The following is a 16941-nucleotide window of genomic DNA, read 5'->3' as shown; positions in this document are numbered from 1 at the left end:
ACCCTTGATGTCGCCAGGCATCATGTCCAATCTCTGGCGGGTTCGGATCAACATCGCAGCACCGCCACACCGCAAGAGTCACGGCGTGCAGTGGCTGAATTCTCAAACCGGGACCGGTTCAACTCCTTGATACCACCGTCTGAAATATCGCTCGAAGCTGTCGGATCCGTCAGCGAAATTCCGGCTGCGGACTGGGACGCTTGCGCAAATCCGGCCTCCGCTCCGGGCGAAGCATCCGATAGCGCAATCCCTGCGCCTCTCCCGGACTCATCTTCAAGTTCAAAATGCCGTTATAATCCTTTCGTTTCACATGCCTTTTTCATCGCTCTTGAAGCGTCGAACTCGGCCTGCTCCCGGACCGGCTGGGGACCGCGCCATCTGGTCGCGCGCCAAAACGGAACGATCGTCGGCATCGTCCCCTGCTATCTGAAATCACACTCGCAGGGCGAATATGTCTTCGATCACGGCTGGGCCAATGCCTATGAGAGCGCTGGCGGATGCTATTATCCCAAGCTGCTGGCGTCGGTTCCGTTCACGCCCGCCACCGGCCCCCGGCTTCTGATCCGACCCGGCAACGACGAAGCGGATGTCCGCGCCGCGCTGGCCGGCGGTCTCGTCGGCCTGTGCGATGCGACCCGCGCATCGTCGGTCCACGTCACTTTTGCTCGCAAGGATGAATGGGCGTTCCTCGCGGAGAAGGGATTCCTCCGGCGCACCGACCAGCAGTTTCATTGGCGGAACGACGGCTATTCCAGCTTCGAGGACTTCCTCGCCAGCCTCAACTCGCGACACCGCAAGGCGATCCGCCGCGAACGTCGCGATGCGCTGGCCAACGGCATCACCATCCACGTCATCACCGGCAGCGACCTCACCGAGGAGATCTGGGACGCCTTTTTTCAGTTCTACATGGAAACGGGGACGCGCAAATGGGGCCGGCCCTATTTGACCCGGTCGTTCTATTCGCTGATCGGCCAGAGCATGAGCCGGGATATCGCTCTGATCATGGCCCGGCGCAACGGCCGCTGGATCGCGGGCGCCATCAACTTCATCGGGTCGGATACGCTGTTCGGGCGGCACTGGGGCGCCATCGAGCATCATCCCTTTCTGCATTTCGAGGTCTGTTATTATCAGGCGATCGATTTTGCGATCCAGCATCGCCTGAAAACCGTGGAGGCCGGCGCGCAGGGCGAGCACAAGATCGCGCGGGGTTATCTTCCGCAAACCACCTACTCGGCGCACTATATCGCCGATCCAGGGTTGCGACGCGCGGTGGGTGACTTCCTCAATCGCGAACGTCACTACGTCGCCGAAGCGGCTCGGGAACTGACAGAATCCGGTCCATTTCGCAAGACCGGAGACGGCGCCGCCTGACGCGGATATAGCGTTTTCGAGCGAAGCATGTCCTCGGGCTCGACCCGAGGATGTAATCCGGTTTGCGTGAAGAAAACGCGTCAAAACATAAAGATAAAGTCTTTCACTCGAAACCCTATGGCGGCGTTCAGTTCGCTTCGGCACCGCCCTTTGGCGCCAGCGCGAACGGACAGCGGATCGGCTTGATGTCGAGCAGCGGCGTCTCGTCGAGACAATCCAGTCCGCGCACCAGCACCGTGGAGCCCTCGATTCCCACCAGCTTCACGGTCGACGTCCCGATCGGATTGGGCCGCACCGGGGACCGAAGCGCAAAGGTTCCATGGGACCTGCCGCTGCTTTTGGGAACCTGTAGCACGATGTCTCGACGCGACAGGTGAAGCCAGTAAATCACCTCGATGTTCTCGTACCTCTCGATCCCCTGCAATGCCGGCTTCCATGGATCGAAAATCTCGAGGCGGCAAACCGGTCCGTCAGGCTGCCCCTGACGCGGTGTTTCCGCTCGGGTCGCCCACGGCGTTCGAATGCGGCCGACGAACACCAGCCCGGCATCCGTTGGCGGCGGCGGCTCGACTGCGACCTCTCCCGCCCGGACTTCGTTTTCTCGCGCCATTGCCGTCGGCCCTCTTTTCCAGATCCGGGCAGCTACCCGCCGCATAAGAAACAGCTTGCGCAGGCCGCAACAAGCCACCACTTTGCCATTCTAGCCTTTCACGCGCGGGTTTCGCAGCACGAGGCAGGCGCCGCCGGCGCGCCGGATCCGGTTGCAGAGATCGTCCGCCTCCATACGCGAATCGGCCCCGATCCGCACCTGATAGAATGTCCGCGTGCCACGACTGCGCCATAGCAAGCCCAGCAGGCTCGGATCGCGATCGCCGATCACAGCGCCAAGGCGTCGGATGGCTCGCGCGTACATCGCCATCGCGCCGCCACGGTTGAAGCCGGCCGCGAGCTGCACGCCCCAGGGCTTGTCCGCACCGAGCTTGACGTGCTGTTCGAGGCCGGTGACAAACGGATTAGGCGCGCGCTTCAACAGCGCCATCAATTCGCGGCAGCTTGTGGTGTCTGAATGGGCTGGCGGTTTGCCGCTCCTGCCGGTGGCCGCCCAGTCCTCGATGGACGATCCCGTGATGGCGAAAACATAGTTGCGTGTCTCGGCGGGCATCGATCCCTTGCCGTCAAGCCAGTCCTGCAAACGGCGGGGACCGGCGTTATAGGCCGCGGCCGCCAGTCCGAGATTGCCGAAGCGCCCACGCAGCTCGTTCAGATATTCCGCCGACTTGGGCAGGGCCTGCACCGGATCGAACGGATCAAGCAGCCGTCGCTCGTTCGCCGTCCCCGGCATGAACTGCGCGATACCCTGCGCGTGCTGACCGCTGCGCGTCATGGGTCCCACCGCGTCGGGCTGAAACCGGCTCTCCTGCCAGATCACGCGCGCGAAAAACTCCAGCGGCAAGCTCTCGGCCCTGGCCGCGGATTCGACCATCAGGCAGATCGCCTCGCGTGTGTCGAGATCGACCTTGTCGGACTTGTCTGCCTTATCCGGCTCGGCTGCTTTATCGGGCTTGTCTGTCTTATCCGGTTTGGCGGCGGGTTCGGGGGTGGCGGCCGTCTCCGCGCCCACTTGCGCAAAGGCCAAACCGGGCACCACGATCAGAAACGCGGCCAATGCGCAGCATATGCAACCGGACAGGCGCGGGACGATACCGGAGTCTTTCACCGCTTCATGGAAATGGTGAAAGACTCTACCTTTATGTTTTGACGCGTTTTCTTCACGCGAACCGGATTCCACTTCGCTCAAAAACGCTATAGTTCTTTTCCACGACGGCAGCAAAGCCGGATACATTCTGCAAAGGTAACAGACTTCTGCAGAACCTTTCCATAGCCCCCTGCTCTGTCAGGAAAAATTGAGCGAGAGTTCCGAGGTTCGAAGCTCGACCTTCGCCGCTGGCTGCGGCGAAGGTCGAATTTGATCAGCGCTTCGAGAACTGGAACGAGCGGCGGGCTTTCGCCTTGCCGTACTTCTTGCGTTCGACCACGCGCGAGTCGCGGGTCAGGAAGCCACCCTTCTTGAGCACACCACGCAATTCGGGTTCGAAGTGCGTCAGTGCCTTGGACAGGCCGTGACGGACAGCTCCCGCCTGGCCGGACAGGCCGCCGCCGGCAACGGTGCAGACCACGTCATATTGACCGGCGCGCGCGGCTGCGACAAGCGGCTGCTGGATCATCATTCGGAGCACGGGACGCGCGAAGTAAACGTCGACCTCGCGGGCATTGACCAGGATTTTGCCAGCGCCCGGCTTGATCCAGACGCGGGCAACCGCATCCTTGCGCTTGCCGGTGGCGTAGGCACGGCCGTATTTGTCGACCTTCTTGGTGTGCTTCGGCGCTTCCGACTCGGCCGGCTTGAGCGCGGACAACTGGTCGAGAGACTGAATGGTATCGGCCATGATTATGCGGCCCTCATGTTCTTACGGTTCATCGCACCGACGTTGATGACTTCCGGCTGCTGCGCCTCGTGCGGATGCTCCGCGCCGGCATAGACCCGGAGGTTGCCGAGTTGCACGCGTCCGAGCGGGCCGCGCGGGATCATGCGCTCCACGGCCTTTTCGAGAACACGCTCCGGAAAGCGCCCTTCGAGAATTGACTTCGCCGTGCGCTGCTTGATGCCGCCGATGTATCCGGTGTGGTTGTAATAGACCTTGTCGTCACGCTTGCGCCCGGTGAAAACCACCTTGGCCGCATTGATGATGATGACATTGTCGCCGCAATCGACGTGCGGGGTGTAGGTCGGCAGATGCTTGCCGCGCAGCCGCATCGCAACGAGGGTGGCGAGGCGTCCGACCACCAGTCCGCTGGCGTCGATCAGCACCCACTTCTTCGTCACTTCGGCGGGCTTTGCCGAAAACGTTTTCATGTGAGACATCCGTGAAAGAGACCTCGGCGCGCACGCGCCGAACTGTTGGGGTTTCTAGAGAAGCGGCCTTTCCCCGTCAATGTCATTCAGATGATATTTCTATAGAGTAATCATTGGCTTATTAAAATGGTTCTATATTACCTGCGAAAACTACAAGGATTCGGAATAGAATAGGTCATTGTTCCGTGCACGATCCCCGCGTGACTTTTGCGGGACAAGGACGGCCCGGCGTGAGCGCACGGATTTGGTTGAAGAACCGCGTCCGCCGTCACGGGCCTACGTGGCATAATCCAGGGTTGTCCGGCAGCGCCTTGACGTCAACGCGCGATCCCATCAGCATCATCGGCGTCACATCCGACCGAGCAGACAGGATACGAGATGACCGACCGCACCCCGGGCTTCGCAACGCTTGCCGTTCACGCCGGCGCCCAGCCTGATCCGACCACCGGCGCACGCGCGACGCCGATCTATCAGACCACCTCCTTCGTGTTCAACGATGCCGATCACGCGGCTTCGCTGTTCGGATTGCAGGCGTTCGGCAACATCTATACCCGCATCGGAAATCCGACCAACGCGGTGCTGGAAGAGCGCGTCGCCGCGCTCGAGGGCGGCACCGCGGCGCTTGCGGTGGCGTCGGGACACGCCGCGCAGGTCATCACGCTCCAGCAACTCATGAAACCCGGCGATGAGGTCATCGCCGCCCGCAAGCTCTATGGCGGGACGATCAATCAGTTCACACACGCTTTCAAGAGCTTCGGCTGGAACGTGGCGTGGGCGGACCCGGACGATGTCGACACCTTCGAGCAGGCCGTGACGCCGCGAACACGGGCGATCTTCATCGAATCGGTCGCCAATCCCAGAGGCGCCATCACCGATATCGAAGCGATCGCCGCGATCGCGCGCAAGGCGGGCGTCCCCCTGATCGTCGATAACACGATGGCGAGCCCCTATCTTATTCGGCCGATCGAGCACGGCGCCGATATCGTGCTTCACTCGCTCACGAAATTCCTTGGCGGCCACGGCAACTCGCTCGGCGGCATCATCGTCGATGCGGGCACGTTCGACTGGTCGAAGGATAACAAGTATCCGATACTGAGCGAACCGCGCCCGGAGTATAACGGAATCCGGTTACAGGAGACGTTCGGCAATTTCGCGTTCGCGATTGCATGCCGCGCACTGGGACTGCGCGATCTCGGTTCGGCGCTGTCGCCGTTCAACGCCTTCATGATCCTGACGGGCATCGAAACACTGCCGCTGCGGATGCAGAAGCATTGCGAGAACACCCAGGCGATCGCCGAATGGCTGGCGGCCCATCCCGCGGTCGCGGCGGTCAACTATGCCGGGTTGCCCGGCGACCAGTACAATGCCCTCGCGCGCAAATATTCGCCGAAGGGCGCCGGCGCGGTGTTCACGTTCAGCCTGAAAGGCGGATACGACGCCGGCGTCAAGCTGGTGTCGAAACTCAAGCTGTTCTCGCACCTCGCCAATATCGGCGATACCCGATCACTCGTGATCCACCCGGCATCGACCACGCACAGCCAGCTCGACGATGCTGCGAAGATCAAAGCCGGTGCCGCCCCCGATATTGTTCGTCTGGCGATCGGCATCGAGGACAAAGAAGACCTCATGGCCGATCTTGAGCAGGCGATGGCGTAGAACGGAATGCATCAACGATAAGTGCGCCACGGTCATGGCCGGGCTTCGTCCCGGCCATGACGGCTGGACTGAGTATCGTCCGCATTATGCGACGACGGCGTCCAGAAACTAGATTATTGTTTTGACGTGTTTTCTTCGCGCGAACCGGTTTCCATCCTCGGGTCTAGTGGCTTTCTGCACGGCGGCGGCGAGCCTGCCGACCTCGGCGCGATCGTCAGCCGCGGCGGGCGTGACGTGAAGGGCGAGCAGATGCCCGAGCGTATCGACCGCCAGATGCAGCTTGGAGCCCTTCTTGCGTTTGGCTCCGTCATAGCCGGCACGATGACCGCTCTCCGGCGTCAAGCGCAGCGTCCGGCTGTCCAAGATCGCAGCCGAAGGCTCTGCCGGCCGACCGGCCGCCATTCGCAGCAGGCACGCAGGTCGTGCGCCAGCGCCGCGAAGCAGCCAGCATTCAACCATCGCGCCGCCTGCTGATAAACCGCGGCCCAAGGCGGCAAATCATTCGGCATCGCCCGCCAGGGAATGCCGTTGCGCACCACATAGCGCAGCCCGTTGAGCCGGGGGATCGGCGTTCAAAATTGACCCCCTATAGATTGGTTGTTGCGCTGCCTGCTTTGTCATGAAGCAGGTGGTCGGGGATGCTGATCGTGGAGACGATTGCGCGGATACGGCGCGAACACTTCATCAAGGGCAAGACGATCAAGGAGATCGCCCGTGACCTGAAAGGCATGCTGCGGATCGCCGCCAGCCTCCCGAGCCCACTCGCGCAACACGTTCTCATGGAGGTCCAGATCGCGGGCGGCCTGAGCCACCGAAACACCCCGATCCTTCACCAGCCTTACCGCCTCAAGCTTGAACTCGCGGCTGAACTTCGTCTCTGCATTCCCACTCTCCAGTTCCGTCAAACACCTTATCTCCGTCAAACACCTTATCTCGGTGTCCACGAAACCAGCGGCAGGCCACCCTGACCATCTAGGGGCGGGGGCCCACCACTCACGATGTGACGTCTTGGACAACTTAGTTCTGGGTACAGGTGCCTGACTGCCCGGTGCCAGGCTTGTAGGTGCCGCCGTTGGCGTTGCACCCGGTCTTGAGCTTGGCGCAGAGCGCCTTGTCGTTGCAGAATGCGTCCTCCTGCGGACCGATGTCCGCGACAAGCCCCATGTTCTGCCCTGCTTGCGATGACTTGGTGCAAACGCCCGACGAACCATCCGGCTTGCTCGGCGAATATTTATAGCCGGCGCCCTCGCAGGCCGCCTTGAGTCGGGCGCAGCTGAAGTTGCTGTTGGGCTTGTCTCCCTTGTTGTTGCAACTGCCGACGGCCTGCGCGGTTGAGGTCGGCGGTGGCTCGGAGCGTATCGTCGCTCCGGGGTCGGGCTTGGTCATCGGCTGCGCCGACGCCGCCGTAGCGAAAATCAGGAGCACTCCTGTCACGAGGTTACGTCTGATCATCTTCGTTCCTCCAAAGGATTCAGCAGTCCTTGACCGGCCTGCCTCCCTTGGACGGAGGCCACGCTATGCGGGTTCAATAGAGCGTTTTCGAGCGAAGCATGTCCTCGGGCTTGAGCCCTAAGGATGGAATCCGGTTCGCGTGAAGAAAACGCGTCAAAACATAAAGGCGGAGTCTTTCACCGTTTCCATGAAGCGGTGAAAGACTCTGGTGACTGGCAGCCGCGCCACTGGAGAATCCGACAAAGTCTCCCCTGCCGCGCTAAAATTATTTAGTTCGACATCTCGCGTCGGAGCCAGCGAACGCCAATATTGTCTTTGCTGTCTGTCGCAATCCAATTTGCCGAAGACGGCACCGGGTTCTGCGATGAGCAAGTTTGCTCTGTTGCTGTTGGAGGCAAAAACATATGCCCCTCTTAATGTTTGGCGCGATCATCGGCTGCGGTGTGCTCTTTTATGCCAGCTATCGCTACGTGCGATCTCATCCTCCGATCCGGGAAGAGGATGAGACGCCTAAAGAGATCGCGAAAAGAGATTGAGCGCGCGGGCATCCGTGTTCGTGAGGGCGCGCAGAAATGCCCCATTTATTCAAGTGATTTCAGCAAAAGACGCTCTACGTATATGATATACAATAATTTATCTCCTTACGGGAAAGTGTTTCCGGATAGACAAAAAACCGCCCATTTGCGCCCGGATACATGCGCTCCGATGCGTATGGGGACGGACGCGTTGTAACTGGCGTCCGTGCCGTCCCCGTCTCAACACGGGGACAGGCAGGTGAGCGAAAACGACCCGACCGACCACGCTCTCGCGGCGATTGCGAGTTTCATCGACAAGCCGGATATATCGGGCGAAGCAGACGCGGAAGCCGCGCCCGAGCCTGAACCGGCAGAACAAGCAGTATCCGAAACGGCCACGGAAACGGCGACGGTCATCCCTGACTCTCCGGATTCGAAGCAGGCCGAAACCTACACCAGGTATGGTCCCGGCCCCCTCACCGCTGTCCGGTTCAAGTGGAGCACGCGCCGTGGCGACAACGGCGATTACTTTGTCGATGAAACGATCGGGGAAAGCTCCTACCCTCTCGTCAGCGGTCCGATGACCAAAGAAGCCGCGATCAAGTTCGTCGATGACCGCGAGCACGCCGCCCGCGAGCGCTTTGAAGCTTTACGAAGCGAGATGGCAGGCGGCGAAACCGCTCCGCGCGCTGGCGAATAGGCGGCTGGCTGAAGAATAAACCTTTCTCTCCTCGGAGCCCGACGCCTGCGTCGGGAAGGCGCGGCTTCCACCTCGATGCGCCGAGAGTGGATGCGTCGAGAGTGATTTAGATCACATTCCGGAAGCCTCCGCATGACTAAGGTCAGGGATGAAATTCCGAACCGGAGTGGATCCCATGAAAGCGCTCGGTGTCGCCGCCGCCTTGTTGCTCACCCTCTCGACCGCCCAGGCGGGTGAGAATTTTTCATTTGATATCGGTGGACGCACCGTGCGGATCCATGCCCCGCGGGGATGCGACTCGCCGTCCTGCATCTCGATCTCGATCCCCGGCCTGTACAACGCGAAACGCAAACGGTTTGACGACGCAGATTCTGACGACTCTCAGGCCGACGCCGCCGAGACGCCCTCCTCTTCCCCGATCACGCCGCCCCCAGCACCCGCGCAAGCATCCGCGCCGGCTTCTGTCCCGGCTCCGGCGGCAGCGCCGGCTTCCGCGCAACAGCCCTCGCCTTCGATAGCGGCTTCTACGCCGTCCGCCTCGACTGGGGCGCCGGTGGAGCCTGTCGTGGCAACTCCGGCTGCCCCGAGTCAGGACACGAGAACGGTGGCGAGTAACCTGCCGGCTGCGGAGCCAGCCGAGACGTCGCCCCATATTGCCGAACCGGTCGGGCCCCTCGGCATGTGGGTGACCGAAAAGAAGGAAGGCCGCGTCAGGATCGAGGCGTGTGGCTCGAACCTCTGCGGATACTCCGTGGATTCCCGCAGCGGCCGGAACAAGGAGAAGATCTTGATCAACATGAAGCCGAGCGGCTCGAAATGGAGCGGAAAGATCTACGATCCGAACAGCGGAAGCACCTATAGCTCCACTGTTGCGATGAAGGGCAAGGACCGCCTGCGCGTCCAGGGTTGCGCATTCGGCGGCATGTTCTGCGGCGGGCAAACCTGGACCCGGCTCAACCAGAGTTTATGAAATGGTCGAGCTTCGATGCCGTCAGCCGTTGATCTTGCCGGCATATTCCTCGTCCGTGACCTGCTCCATCCAGGTCACGGCGCTTCCGTCCAGGGCTTCATGCACCGCGATGTGAGTCATGGCGCTCGTCGGCGCCGCCCCGTGCCAGTGCTTCTCGCCCGGTGAAAACCATACCGTGTCGCCGGGGTGAATTTCGCGGATCGGCCCGCCCTCGGTCTGGACCAGCCCGACGCCGGAAACCACATACAGCGTCTGGCCGAGCGGATGAGTGTGCCATGCGGTGCGCGCGCCCGGCTCGAAGGCGACGCTCGCGGCGAGGACGCGCGAGGGCGCGTTCACGCTGGCGATGATCGGTTCAACCGAAACCGTGCCGGAAAAATACTCGCCGGGTCCAGGCTTTGCCGGCCGCGAACCTGCCTGATGAATATCCATTCTGACCTCCTGAGTTATCGCGCACGCCGCCACCGAGAATTCATTGGAATTGCATACATCCTTCATGTCAACTCGGCGTCTGAAACGTTTTGCCTGTCCCGTCACGAACGAAACCTGTCATCGGTCATGGCTGCGCCGTCCCTAGCCCCTCCTCGCTTGCTGCCGAGCGGCGATGCCGCCATTACGGTGGAATTCGGCCGCATCATCGATGAGCTGGCCAACCACCGCGTGCTCGCGCTCGATCGTGCGCTTGCGGAGGATCCGATCGAGGGCGTTACGGAAACGGTGCCAACCTATCGATCGTTGCTCGTTCATTACGATCCTGTCCGGATCGGTTTCGAGGAACTTGCGGAACGCCTGTCGGCGCTCGCGCGATTGCCCGTTGCTTCGGCAGCTCCCGCCCGGCGCTGGCGAATCCCCGTTGCCTATGGCGGCGAGCACGGCATCGATCTGGAAGATGTGGCGACGGCGCTGAACATGACGCCTGACGATATCGTGACGCGTCATGTCGGCCGCGATTACCGTGTCGCCATGATCGGATTTACGCCGGGCTGGTCCTATCTGAGCGGTCTCGACAGTTCGCTGCAGATGCCGCGGCTGCAGAGCCCGCGCCTGCTGACGCCTTCCGGCACGATCTCCATCGGCGGCCTTCAGGCGGGGATCCAGTGCCTTGCCGGACCCAGCGGCTGGCGTCTGCTGGGACGAACGGCGGTGCGTACCTATCAGCTTCATCGCGATCCTGTTTTCCTGCTCGAACCCGGAGACGCCATCACGTTTTACGCGATCGACGGCAAGCAGTTCGCGGAACAGGACCGCGCTGCCGCGCGTGGCGAGTGGGTCGCGCAATTGGTGACTTCGTGAGCAAACTTGTCGTCACGGCTGTCGGGCCCGTCACCTCGGTTCAGGACGGCGGCCGCTACGGCGCGCAGCGCTATGGGCTGACGCCGAGCGGCGCGGTGGATCGCCTCGCGCTGGCTACCGGCAATTGTCTGGTCGGGAATCCGCCCTTTACGGCTGCGATTGAAATCGGCCCCTTCGGTACAAGCTTCACTGTTCGTGAAGGCAAGGTGCGCGTTGCTCTCACGGGTGCGGCGCGGAGTGCAGAAGCTTCTCGCCGCCCGGTTTCGTTCAACCGATCCTGCACGCTCGGTGACGGCGACAGCCTGACGCTCGGCGCGGCACGCGATGGCACCTTCAGCTACCTTGCGATCGAAGGCGGCGTGAATGGCGAACCGATGTTCGGCAGCCTGGCCGTTCATGCACGCGCTGGTCTCGGCAGTCCGTTTCCCCGACCGTTACAGGCTGGCGACGTGCTCGATGTGGAGGCGGCGACCACCGGGGCCGAACATGGGATTGAACTTCCCGGCCAGGACGACGGCCCGATCCGCATCGTGATGGGTCCGCAAGACGATGAGTTCGGAGAGGCTACAGAACTGTTTCTCGGCAGCGAGTGGAAAATCTCGGCGACGAGCGATCGCATGGGCTATCGCCTCGAAGGCCCGATCATCGAACACCTTCACGGCCATAACATCGTCTCCGATGGCACCGTGAACGGCAGCATTCAGATTCCCGGCAACGGACAACCGATCGTCCTGATGCCGGATCGCGGCACCAGCGGCGGCTATCCGAAAATCGCAACCGTCATGACAGCGGATCTCGGCCGTTTCGCCCAGATTCCCGTCGGCCGCGGTTTCCGGTTCAAGGCGGTCACCGTCGCCGAAGCGCAGACTGAGGCGCGCGCCATGGCGGATCTGTTGCGGACGCTGCCCGACCGGGTGCGCGAGGCGCGAAATACCGACATCAACGATGCCTTGCGGAACGCCAATATCGCCGGAACCGCGGTGAATGCATTCGACAGCGGGACGTGGCAGACATAGCGGGATGTGGCAGACTTGGCCGCCCCTGGAGCCATAAAGGCCCCGCGCCATATCGGACGAACCATGACGATCGATCTCAATTGCGATCTTGGCGAAAGCTTCGGCGTCTGGCCGATGGGCAACGATGCTGCGATGATCGAACTCGCGACGTCCGTCAACATCGCCTGCGGCTTTCATGCGGGCGATGCGGACACGATGAGGAGGACCGTCGATCTTGCCGGAACGCGTGGCGTCAGCATCGGCGCGCATCCCGGCTATCGCGACCTGCACGGCTTCGGGCGGCGGCCGATCGCCGGCCTTACCTCCAGGGAAATCGAAAACCTTGTCGCGTACCAGATCGGCGCGCTCCAGGCGATCGCCACTATGGCGGGGCACAGGGTCACGCATGTGAAGGCCCACGGTGCACTGTCCAACGCGGCTTGCGAGGATGACACGACCGCGCGCGCGATCGCCTCCGCGATCAAAGCCGTCGACCCCGGTCTCGTCTTCGTGGTGCTTGCGAACTCGCGTCTCGTGGCGGCCGGCGAAGCCGCTGGCCTGCCGCTGGTGCATGAAGTGTTCGCCGACCGCGCCTATGAAGATGACGGATCGCTGGTGTCGCGGCGCAAGCCGGGCGCGGTGCTTCATGATGCTGACGATATCGCTCGCCGCGTCGTGAAAATGATTCAATCCGGAGAAGTGATTTCAGTTACCGGCAAGCCAATCAGGATGCGTATGGATACCGTCTGCATTCATGGCGACACGCCGGACGCGGTGCGTATCGCGCGTGCATTGCGCCAGTCCCTCAAGGACAATGGCATCGCCGTCGCGCCTTTCAATCTGATTAAATAGCGTTCTGTCAGAATGGATGGATGCCGAGCGAGCCGAATACCACGGCCGCGATCAGGACAAGCGAGCCATAGAGTGCGAAGGTCTGGAGCCGCAACACCGTTTGCTCGGTCAGGCCACGGGCGTTGACGGTTACGCGAGTGTCGTCGGATCGTTGTTGCATCGTCGGTCTCCGGCTCAACACGCGCTACAATGAACGACGGTTCCGGTCGGCGGCAAGATAGGTGACGAAAATAGCGATAGGATTCTTCAATTTTCCGGATATCCGGACGGAAATTCTCCTCTCCCCCTGCCCCGAAGAAATTCTGTTCGCGGCTGCGGATGCGCGAGGCGATCTTTCACGGCTTGAGAATGATGGCTCCCGTGGTCCGGCGGCTTTCGAGGTCGGTCTGGGCTTTCGCCGCGTCCTTCAACGCGTAGGCATGATTGATCGGAACGTGCAGGCTGCCGGTGATGACGGCGGCGAACACTGTATCGGCGCCTTCAAGAAGCTCCCCGCGCGTCGCTATATAATCGTTCAGCTTCGGGCGCGTGGCGAACAGCGAGCCGTGATGGGAAAGCTCGGCCAATGGAAACGGTGGCACCCGGCCTGACGCGTTGCCGAAACTGACGAACAGTCCGCGCGGCCGCAGGCAGGACAGCGAGCCCGGAAACGTCGTCTTGCCGACGCCATCGTAGACCACGTCGCACAATTCGTTCCGGCTGATCTGCTTGACGCGCGCGACGAAGTCCTCCTCCTCATAGAGGATGACGTGATCACAGCCGTTCGCCAGCGCAAGGTCCGCCTTGGCCTTCGACCCGACGGTGCCGATGACGTTCGCGCCCAGCGCCTTCGCCCACTGGCAGGCGAGAAGCCCGATACCGCCCGCCGCGGCATGGATCAGCACGCGATGGCCGTGCTCGACCTTGAAGGTCTTGTGCAGGAGATACCAGACCGTCAATCCCTTAAGCATCAGCACCGCGCCCTGCTCGTAGGTGATGTGGTCGGGTAGTTTAACCAGCTTGTCCGCCGGGATGTTGCGGTCGGTCGCATAACCGCCGAGATCGAAATAATAAGCGACGCGGTCGCCGGGGTGAAAATTGGTGACGCCCGGTCCAACGGAAACGACTTCGCCGGCGGCCTCATTGCCCACGATGAACGGGGTGGCCGGCGTTTTGTAGAGCCCGCTGCGATAGTACACGTCGATGAAATTCAGGCCGATCGCATGTTGCCTGATGCGGACCTCGCCCTGCCCCGGCGCACCTAAGTCCACGGCCTCATAGACAAGCGCCTCGGGACCGCCGACCTGATGAACGCGTACCGCCCTGGTCATTGTCCCCTCTCCCTGCAATGTGCATCAAGGAGAGCGAAAGCCATAGGGCCGGCGTTGTCAACCAGCGAACCGCTTCAAGGGAAGCTCAGCGGCTTGCTTTCTTGCGATTACGCCCGGCGAGAACGTTGAACATTTCCACTGCCGCCGAGAACGCCATCGCGAAGTAGATGTAGGCGCGCGGGATATGGAAGTGGAAGCCATCCGCGACGAGCGCGACGCCGATCAGCACGAGAAACGCCAGCGCCAGCATCTTGGTTGTCGGGTGTTCGCTGACGAACCGGGACACTGGCCCCGACGACAGGTACATGACGAAACATGCTATGATGACGGCCGCGATCATGATCTCGAGATCTTTCGCCATCCCGATCGCGGTGATGATGGAGTCCAGAGAAAACACCAGATCGATGATGATGATCTGCACGATGACCAGAAGAAACGCGCGTGGTTTCGGTGTGGCGCCCGCCTCGTGTTCACGCGCCTCCACCTCGCCGTGGATCTCGTGCGTAGCCTTGGCGATCAGGAACAGGCCGCCGCCGATCAGGATGATGTCGCGCCAGGAGAACGCGAAGTCCTGTACCGTCAGCACCGGCGTGGTCAGGCCGATCAGCCAGACCAGCACGGTCAGCAGCGCGATGCGGAAGATCACGGCCAGCGCAAGGCCGACCTGGCGCGCGCGTTTTGCCTGCTTCGGCGGAATCCGCGAAACGATCACCGACAGGAAAATGACGTTGTCGATGCCCAGCACGATCTCGAGCGCGGTCAGCGTCACGAGTGCAGCCCATGCTTCCGGGCTGGTCAGCAGTTCGATCATTGATTCTCTGGCCTCAGGAGACGGATCACGGCATCGCCGCAAACGATGTAGAATGCGATGGCGCAAAGTACGGCCGTGACCGGCATCGCCACATTGAAGTCGTGAGCAACGGTCGTCATTGCAAGCGCAGCCCATACCGCGATCAGCGACAGATTAAAACCGCGAAACCGCTTCACCCGTACCGGGTGCAGAACCTTGAGAGGAACGAAGGTCAGCACGATAAGCGCGGCGATCGCGAGGGTCGAAGCCACCGGCGATGGACGCAGAAGAAACAGGTAGAACGCCGCGGCATTCCAGAGCGCCGGAAAACCGCGAAAGTGGTTATCATCTGTCTTCATCCGGCGGTCGGAGAAATAAAGCGCGCTGCTGATGACGATGCCTACGCCCAGCAAAGGCGCGGCGAGCGGAAGCAACAGGCCGCTCGCGGTGATGGCATAGGCCGGGACGAATACGTAGGTGAGGAAGTCCACCACGAGGTCCAGTATCTCACCGGACCAGTTTGGCTGCGCTGCCTGGACATTCAGCCGCCGCGCCATCGGTCCGTCCAGGCCATCGATGAGGAGCGCCAGGCCCAGCCAGGCAAACATGGCCGCCCAGTGCTCACGCACGGCTTCCAGCATGGCGAGCAGCGCAATTCCGGCCCCGGTCGCCGTGAAAACATGGACCAGGAGCGCGGCGGTCCGCGACGCTTCGGGTCCGGGTAGCGGGTCCTGCCGGCTTGGTTGGCTCATTTGCACATCCTGCTATCAGGAATCGGACAGCTTTGCATAATGGTCGTTGCGGCGTGCCGCCGCGCGAGCGGTCGGGAACGGCTTCAGCCGGTCCCGGCAATGTCCGCCTGCGGGCTTGAAAATGGCGCTGCGAATGGCGATTGTCGATCCATGAACGAGAGCGCGAAGCCGGTTGCAATCTTTGATGTCGCGGTCGTGGGCGGAGGGCCTGCCGGATTGGCCGCGGCGATCGCCCTCTCCCATGCCGGCGCCCGGACGGCGCTGATCGCGCGGCGTGTCGGTTATGGCGATAACCGGACGACAGCCCTGCTCGGCGGTTCCATCGATCTGCTGCGAGAGCTTGACGTCTGGCCCGGCTGCGAGGCCGATGCCGCCCCGCTCCGTGTCATGCGGCTCGTGGACGATACCGGACGTCTTATCCGGGCTCCGGAGGTCCGTTTCTCCGCCGCAGAGATCGGGCGCGACGCATTCGGCTATAATATTGCAAACCGTACGCTGATGGCCGCCATGGAAGCGCGCGCCGCGGAAGCGGAAAACCTCACGTGGATCGATGGTGAGGCTGAACAGGTCACGCCCGATGATACCGTGGTCACCATCACCACCCGGCAGGGAGAGACGCTGACCGCGCGTCTGGCCGTCGGCGCCGACGGACGGCAGTCGCTTTGCCGCAAAGCCGCGGGCATCGGCATCACGCGTCGCGCGCTCGATCAGGCTGCGTTGACGTTTAACGTCGCGCATAGCCGGCCGCACAAGGACACCTCGACCGAGTTTCATACCCCGCATGGCCCCTGCGTTTTCGTGCCGCTGCCCGGAGACCGCTCCAGTGTCGTCTGGGTCGCCTCCCCCAAGGAGGTGGAGCGGCTAGCTGCCCTGAGTGACGGCGAACTGGCCGAAGTCGCCGAAAGACGATCGCATTCGATCCTGGGACGGCTTGAGGTCGGCCAGGGACGAAATCAGTTTCCGTTAGGGATCGAGCGGCCCGCGCGCTTTGCAGGCAACCGCATCGTTCTGGTCGGCGAATCCGCTCATGTCCTGCCGCCGATCGGCGCGCAGGGGCTGAATCTCGGCCTGCGTGACGCCTCCGATATCGCGGACATTGTCCGCGACGCTCTGTCCTCCGGGGAGGACCCGGGCTCGTCTCCCGTTCTTGCGCGATTCGAAACGGCCCGGCGCAGCGACGTCCTGAGCCGGACCTTCGCGATCGACATGGCGAACCGGTCGCTGCTCAGCGATTTCCTGCCGATCCAGACCGCGCGCTCGCTCGGGCTGCACGCGATCAGCAAGGTCGGCCCGCTCCGGCGCCTTGCCATGCGCGAGGGTCTCGCGCCGTCGTGGCGGCAGCGTCCACATAGGGAGCCTCGGTTTAGGTCA

The 16941-nt window shown here is 62.2% G+C and carries 18 protein-coding genes and 2 pseudogenes; 8 read left to right on the top strand and 12 right to left on the bottom strand.

From position 1 onward, the window contains the following. The first annotated feature begins 126 nt into the window (after window positions 1-126). Window positions 127-1371, top strand: a complete 1245-nt coding sequence (locus NWI01_RS13360) for a GNAT family N-acetyltransferase (RefSeq protein WP_141384358.1) — start codon at window positions 127-129, stop codon at window positions 1369-1371. Between the two features lie 127 nt (window positions 1372-1498). On the opposite strand, the gene tsaA is transcribed toward NWI01_RS13360, so the two are convergent. The 4 genes from tsaA to rplM all read right to left on the bottom strand — a co-directional run bounded on the left by tsaA (window position 1499) and on the right by rplM (window position 4285). Further along, window positions 1499-1981, bottom strand: a complete 483-nt coding sequence (tsaA, locus tag NWI01_RS13350) for a tRNA (N6-threonylcarbamoyladenosine(37)-N6)-methyltransferase TrmO (RefSeq protein WP_141384311.1) — start codon at window positions 1979-1981, stop codon at window positions 1499-1501. 90 nt (window positions 1982-2071) lie between these two features. After that, a complete protein-coding gene (locus NWI01_RS13345; RefSeq protein WP_141384310.1) occupies window positions 2072-3214 on the bottom strand; it encodes a lytic transglycosylase domain-containing protein in 1143 nt (380 codons plus the stop codon). 127 nt (window positions 3215-3341) lie between these two features. After that, window positions 3342-3818, bottom strand: a complete 477-nt coding sequence (rpsI, locus tag NWI01_RS13340) for a 30S ribosomal protein S9 (RefSeq protein ID WP_011314692.1) — start codon at window positions 3816-3818, stop codon at window positions 3342-3344. A gap of 2 nt (window positions 3819-3820) precedes the next feature. Beyond that, a complete protein-coding gene (rplM, locus tag NWI01_RS13335) occupies window positions 3821-4285 on the bottom strand; it encodes a 50S ribosomal protein L13 (protein WP_141384309.1) in 465 nt (154 codons plus the stop codon). Between the two features lie 378 nt (window positions 4286-4663). Between rplM and NWI01_RS13330 the strand changes: the two genes are divergently transcribed. Beyond that, window positions 4664-5941 (top strand): O-acetylhomoserine aminocarboxypropyltransferase, encoded by a 1278-nt coding sequence (locus NWI01_RS13330; protein ID WP_141384308.1) that lies wholly within the window; start codon window positions 4664-4666, stop codon window positions 5939-5941. A gap of 165 nt (window positions 5942-6106) precedes the next feature. Here the strand turns inward: NWI01_RS13330 and NWI01_RS13325 are convergent. The 3 genes and pseudogenes from NWI01_RS13325 to NWI01_RS13315 form a co-directional block, all read right to left on the bottom strand. Continuing rightward, a pseudogene (locus tag NWI01_RS13325) lies at window positions 6107-6495 on the bottom strand (transposase); the annotation flags it as partial. A 150-nt stretch (window positions 6496-6645) separates the two neighbouring features. Continuing rightward, a pseudogene (locus NWI01_RS13320) lies at window positions 6646-6837 on the bottom strand (transposase); the annotation flags it as partial. Between the two features lie 121 nt (window positions 6838-6958). Continuing rightward, window positions 6959-7393, bottom strand: a complete 435-nt coding sequence (locus NWI01_RS13315; protein WP_141384307.1) for a hypothetical protein — start codon at window positions 7391-7393, stop codon at window positions 6959-6961. A 774-nt stretch (window positions 7394-8167) separates the two neighbouring features. Here NWI01_RS13315 and NWI01_RS13310 point away from each other — a divergent pair. Both NWI01_RS13310 and NWI01_RS13305 read left to right on the top strand, forming a co-directional pair. Further along, entirely contained in the window at window positions 8168-8608 is a 441-nt protein-coding gene (locus NWI01_RS13310; RefSeq protein ID WP_141384306.1) for a hypothetical protein, read from the top strand. A 175-nt stretch (window positions 8609-8783) separates the two neighbouring features. Then, window positions 8784-9578 carry a DUF2147 domain-containing protein gene (locus NWI01_RS13305; protein WP_244613758.1) on the top strand — a complete coding sequence of 265 codons (795 nt, stop codon included), beginning with the start codon at window positions 8784-8786 and terminating at the stop codon, window positions 9576-9578. A gap of 21 nt (window positions 9579-9599) precedes the next feature. On the opposite strand, the gene NWI01_RS13300 is transcribed toward NWI01_RS13305, so the two are convergent. Then, window positions 9600-10010, bottom strand: a complete 411-nt coding sequence (locus NWI01_RS13300; protein ID WP_141384304.1) for a (R)-mandelonitrile lyase — start codon at window positions 10008-10010, stop codon at window positions 9600-9602. A gap of 126 nt (window positions 10011-10136) precedes the next feature. Here NWI01_RS13300 and pxpB point away from each other — a divergent pair, with 126 nt between their 5' ends. The 3 genes from pxpB to NWI01_RS13285 all read left to right on the top strand — a co-directional run bounded on the left by pxpB (window position 10137) and on the right by NWI01_RS13285 (window position 12718). After that, window positions 10137-10871 (top strand): 5-oxoprolinase subunit PxpB, encoded by a 735-nt coding sequence (gene pxpB / locus NWI01_RS13295; RefSeq protein ID WP_141384303.1) that lies wholly within the window; start codon window positions 10137-10139, stop codon window positions 10869-10871. Then, entirely contained in the window at window positions 10868-11887 is a 1020-nt protein-coding gene (locus NWI01_RS13290; protein ID WP_141384302.1) for a 5-oxoprolinase subunit C family protein, read from the top strand. Before pxpB ends, NWI01_RS13290 begins: the two co-directional genes overlap by 4 nt. A 63-nt stretch (window positions 11888-11950) precedes the next feature. After that, the gene (locus NWI01_RS13285) at window positions 11951-12718 is read left to right on the top strand and encodes a LamB/YcsF family protein (RefSeq protein WP_141384301.1); all 768 of its coding nucleotides are present in this window, start codon (window positions 11951-11953) and stop codon (window positions 12716-12718) included. 7 nt (window positions 12719-12725) lie between these two features. Here the strand turns inward: NWI01_RS13285 and NWI01_RS18955 are convergent, their stop codons facing one another. From NWI01_RS18955 to pcsA, 4 genes are all read right to left on the bottom strand, one after another. Beyond that, window positions 12726-12878 (bottom strand): hypothetical protein, encoded by a 153-nt coding sequence (locus NWI01_RS18955; RefSeq protein WP_181410479.1) that lies wholly within the window; start codon window positions 12876-12878, stop codon window positions 12726-12728. Window positions 12879-13053: 175 nt separating this feature from the next. Then, window positions 13054-14028, bottom strand: coding sequence for a quinone oxidoreductase family protein (locus NWI01_RS13280; protein ID WP_141384300.1), 975 nt, complete (start codon window positions 14026-14028; stop codon window positions 13054-13056). Window positions 14029-14113: 85 nt separating this feature from the next. Next, on the bottom strand, window positions 14114-14839 hold the full coding sequence (locus tag NWI01_RS13275) for a TerC family protein (RefSeq protein WP_141384299.1): 726 nt from the start codon (window positions 14837-14839) through the stop codon (window positions 14114-14116). Continuing rightward, a complete protein-coding gene (gene pcsA / locus NWI01_RS13270; protein ID WP_141384298.1) occupies window positions 14836-15570 on the bottom strand; it encodes a phosphatidylcholine synthase in 735 nt (244 codons plus the stop codon). The genes NWI01_RS13275 and pcsA overlap by 4 nt, the downstream gene beginning before the upstream one ends. A gap of 150 nt (window positions 15571-15720) precedes the next feature. Here pcsA and NWI01_RS13265 point away from each other — a divergent pair. After that, on the top strand, window positions 15721-16941 hold a 1221-nt coding region (locus NWI01_RS13265; RefSeq protein ID WP_141384297.1), incomplete at its 3' end, for a UbiH/UbiF family hydroxylase.

This window comes from Nitrobacter winogradskyi (genome assembly GCF_006539545.1).
GTDB lineage: Bacteria > Pseudomonadota > Alphaproteobacteria > Rhizobiales > Xanthobacteraceae > Nitrobacter > Nitrobacter winogradskyi_A.
Note: the sequence above shows the minus strand (reverse complement) of the source record. Positions and strands in the feature narration are given on the sequence as shown.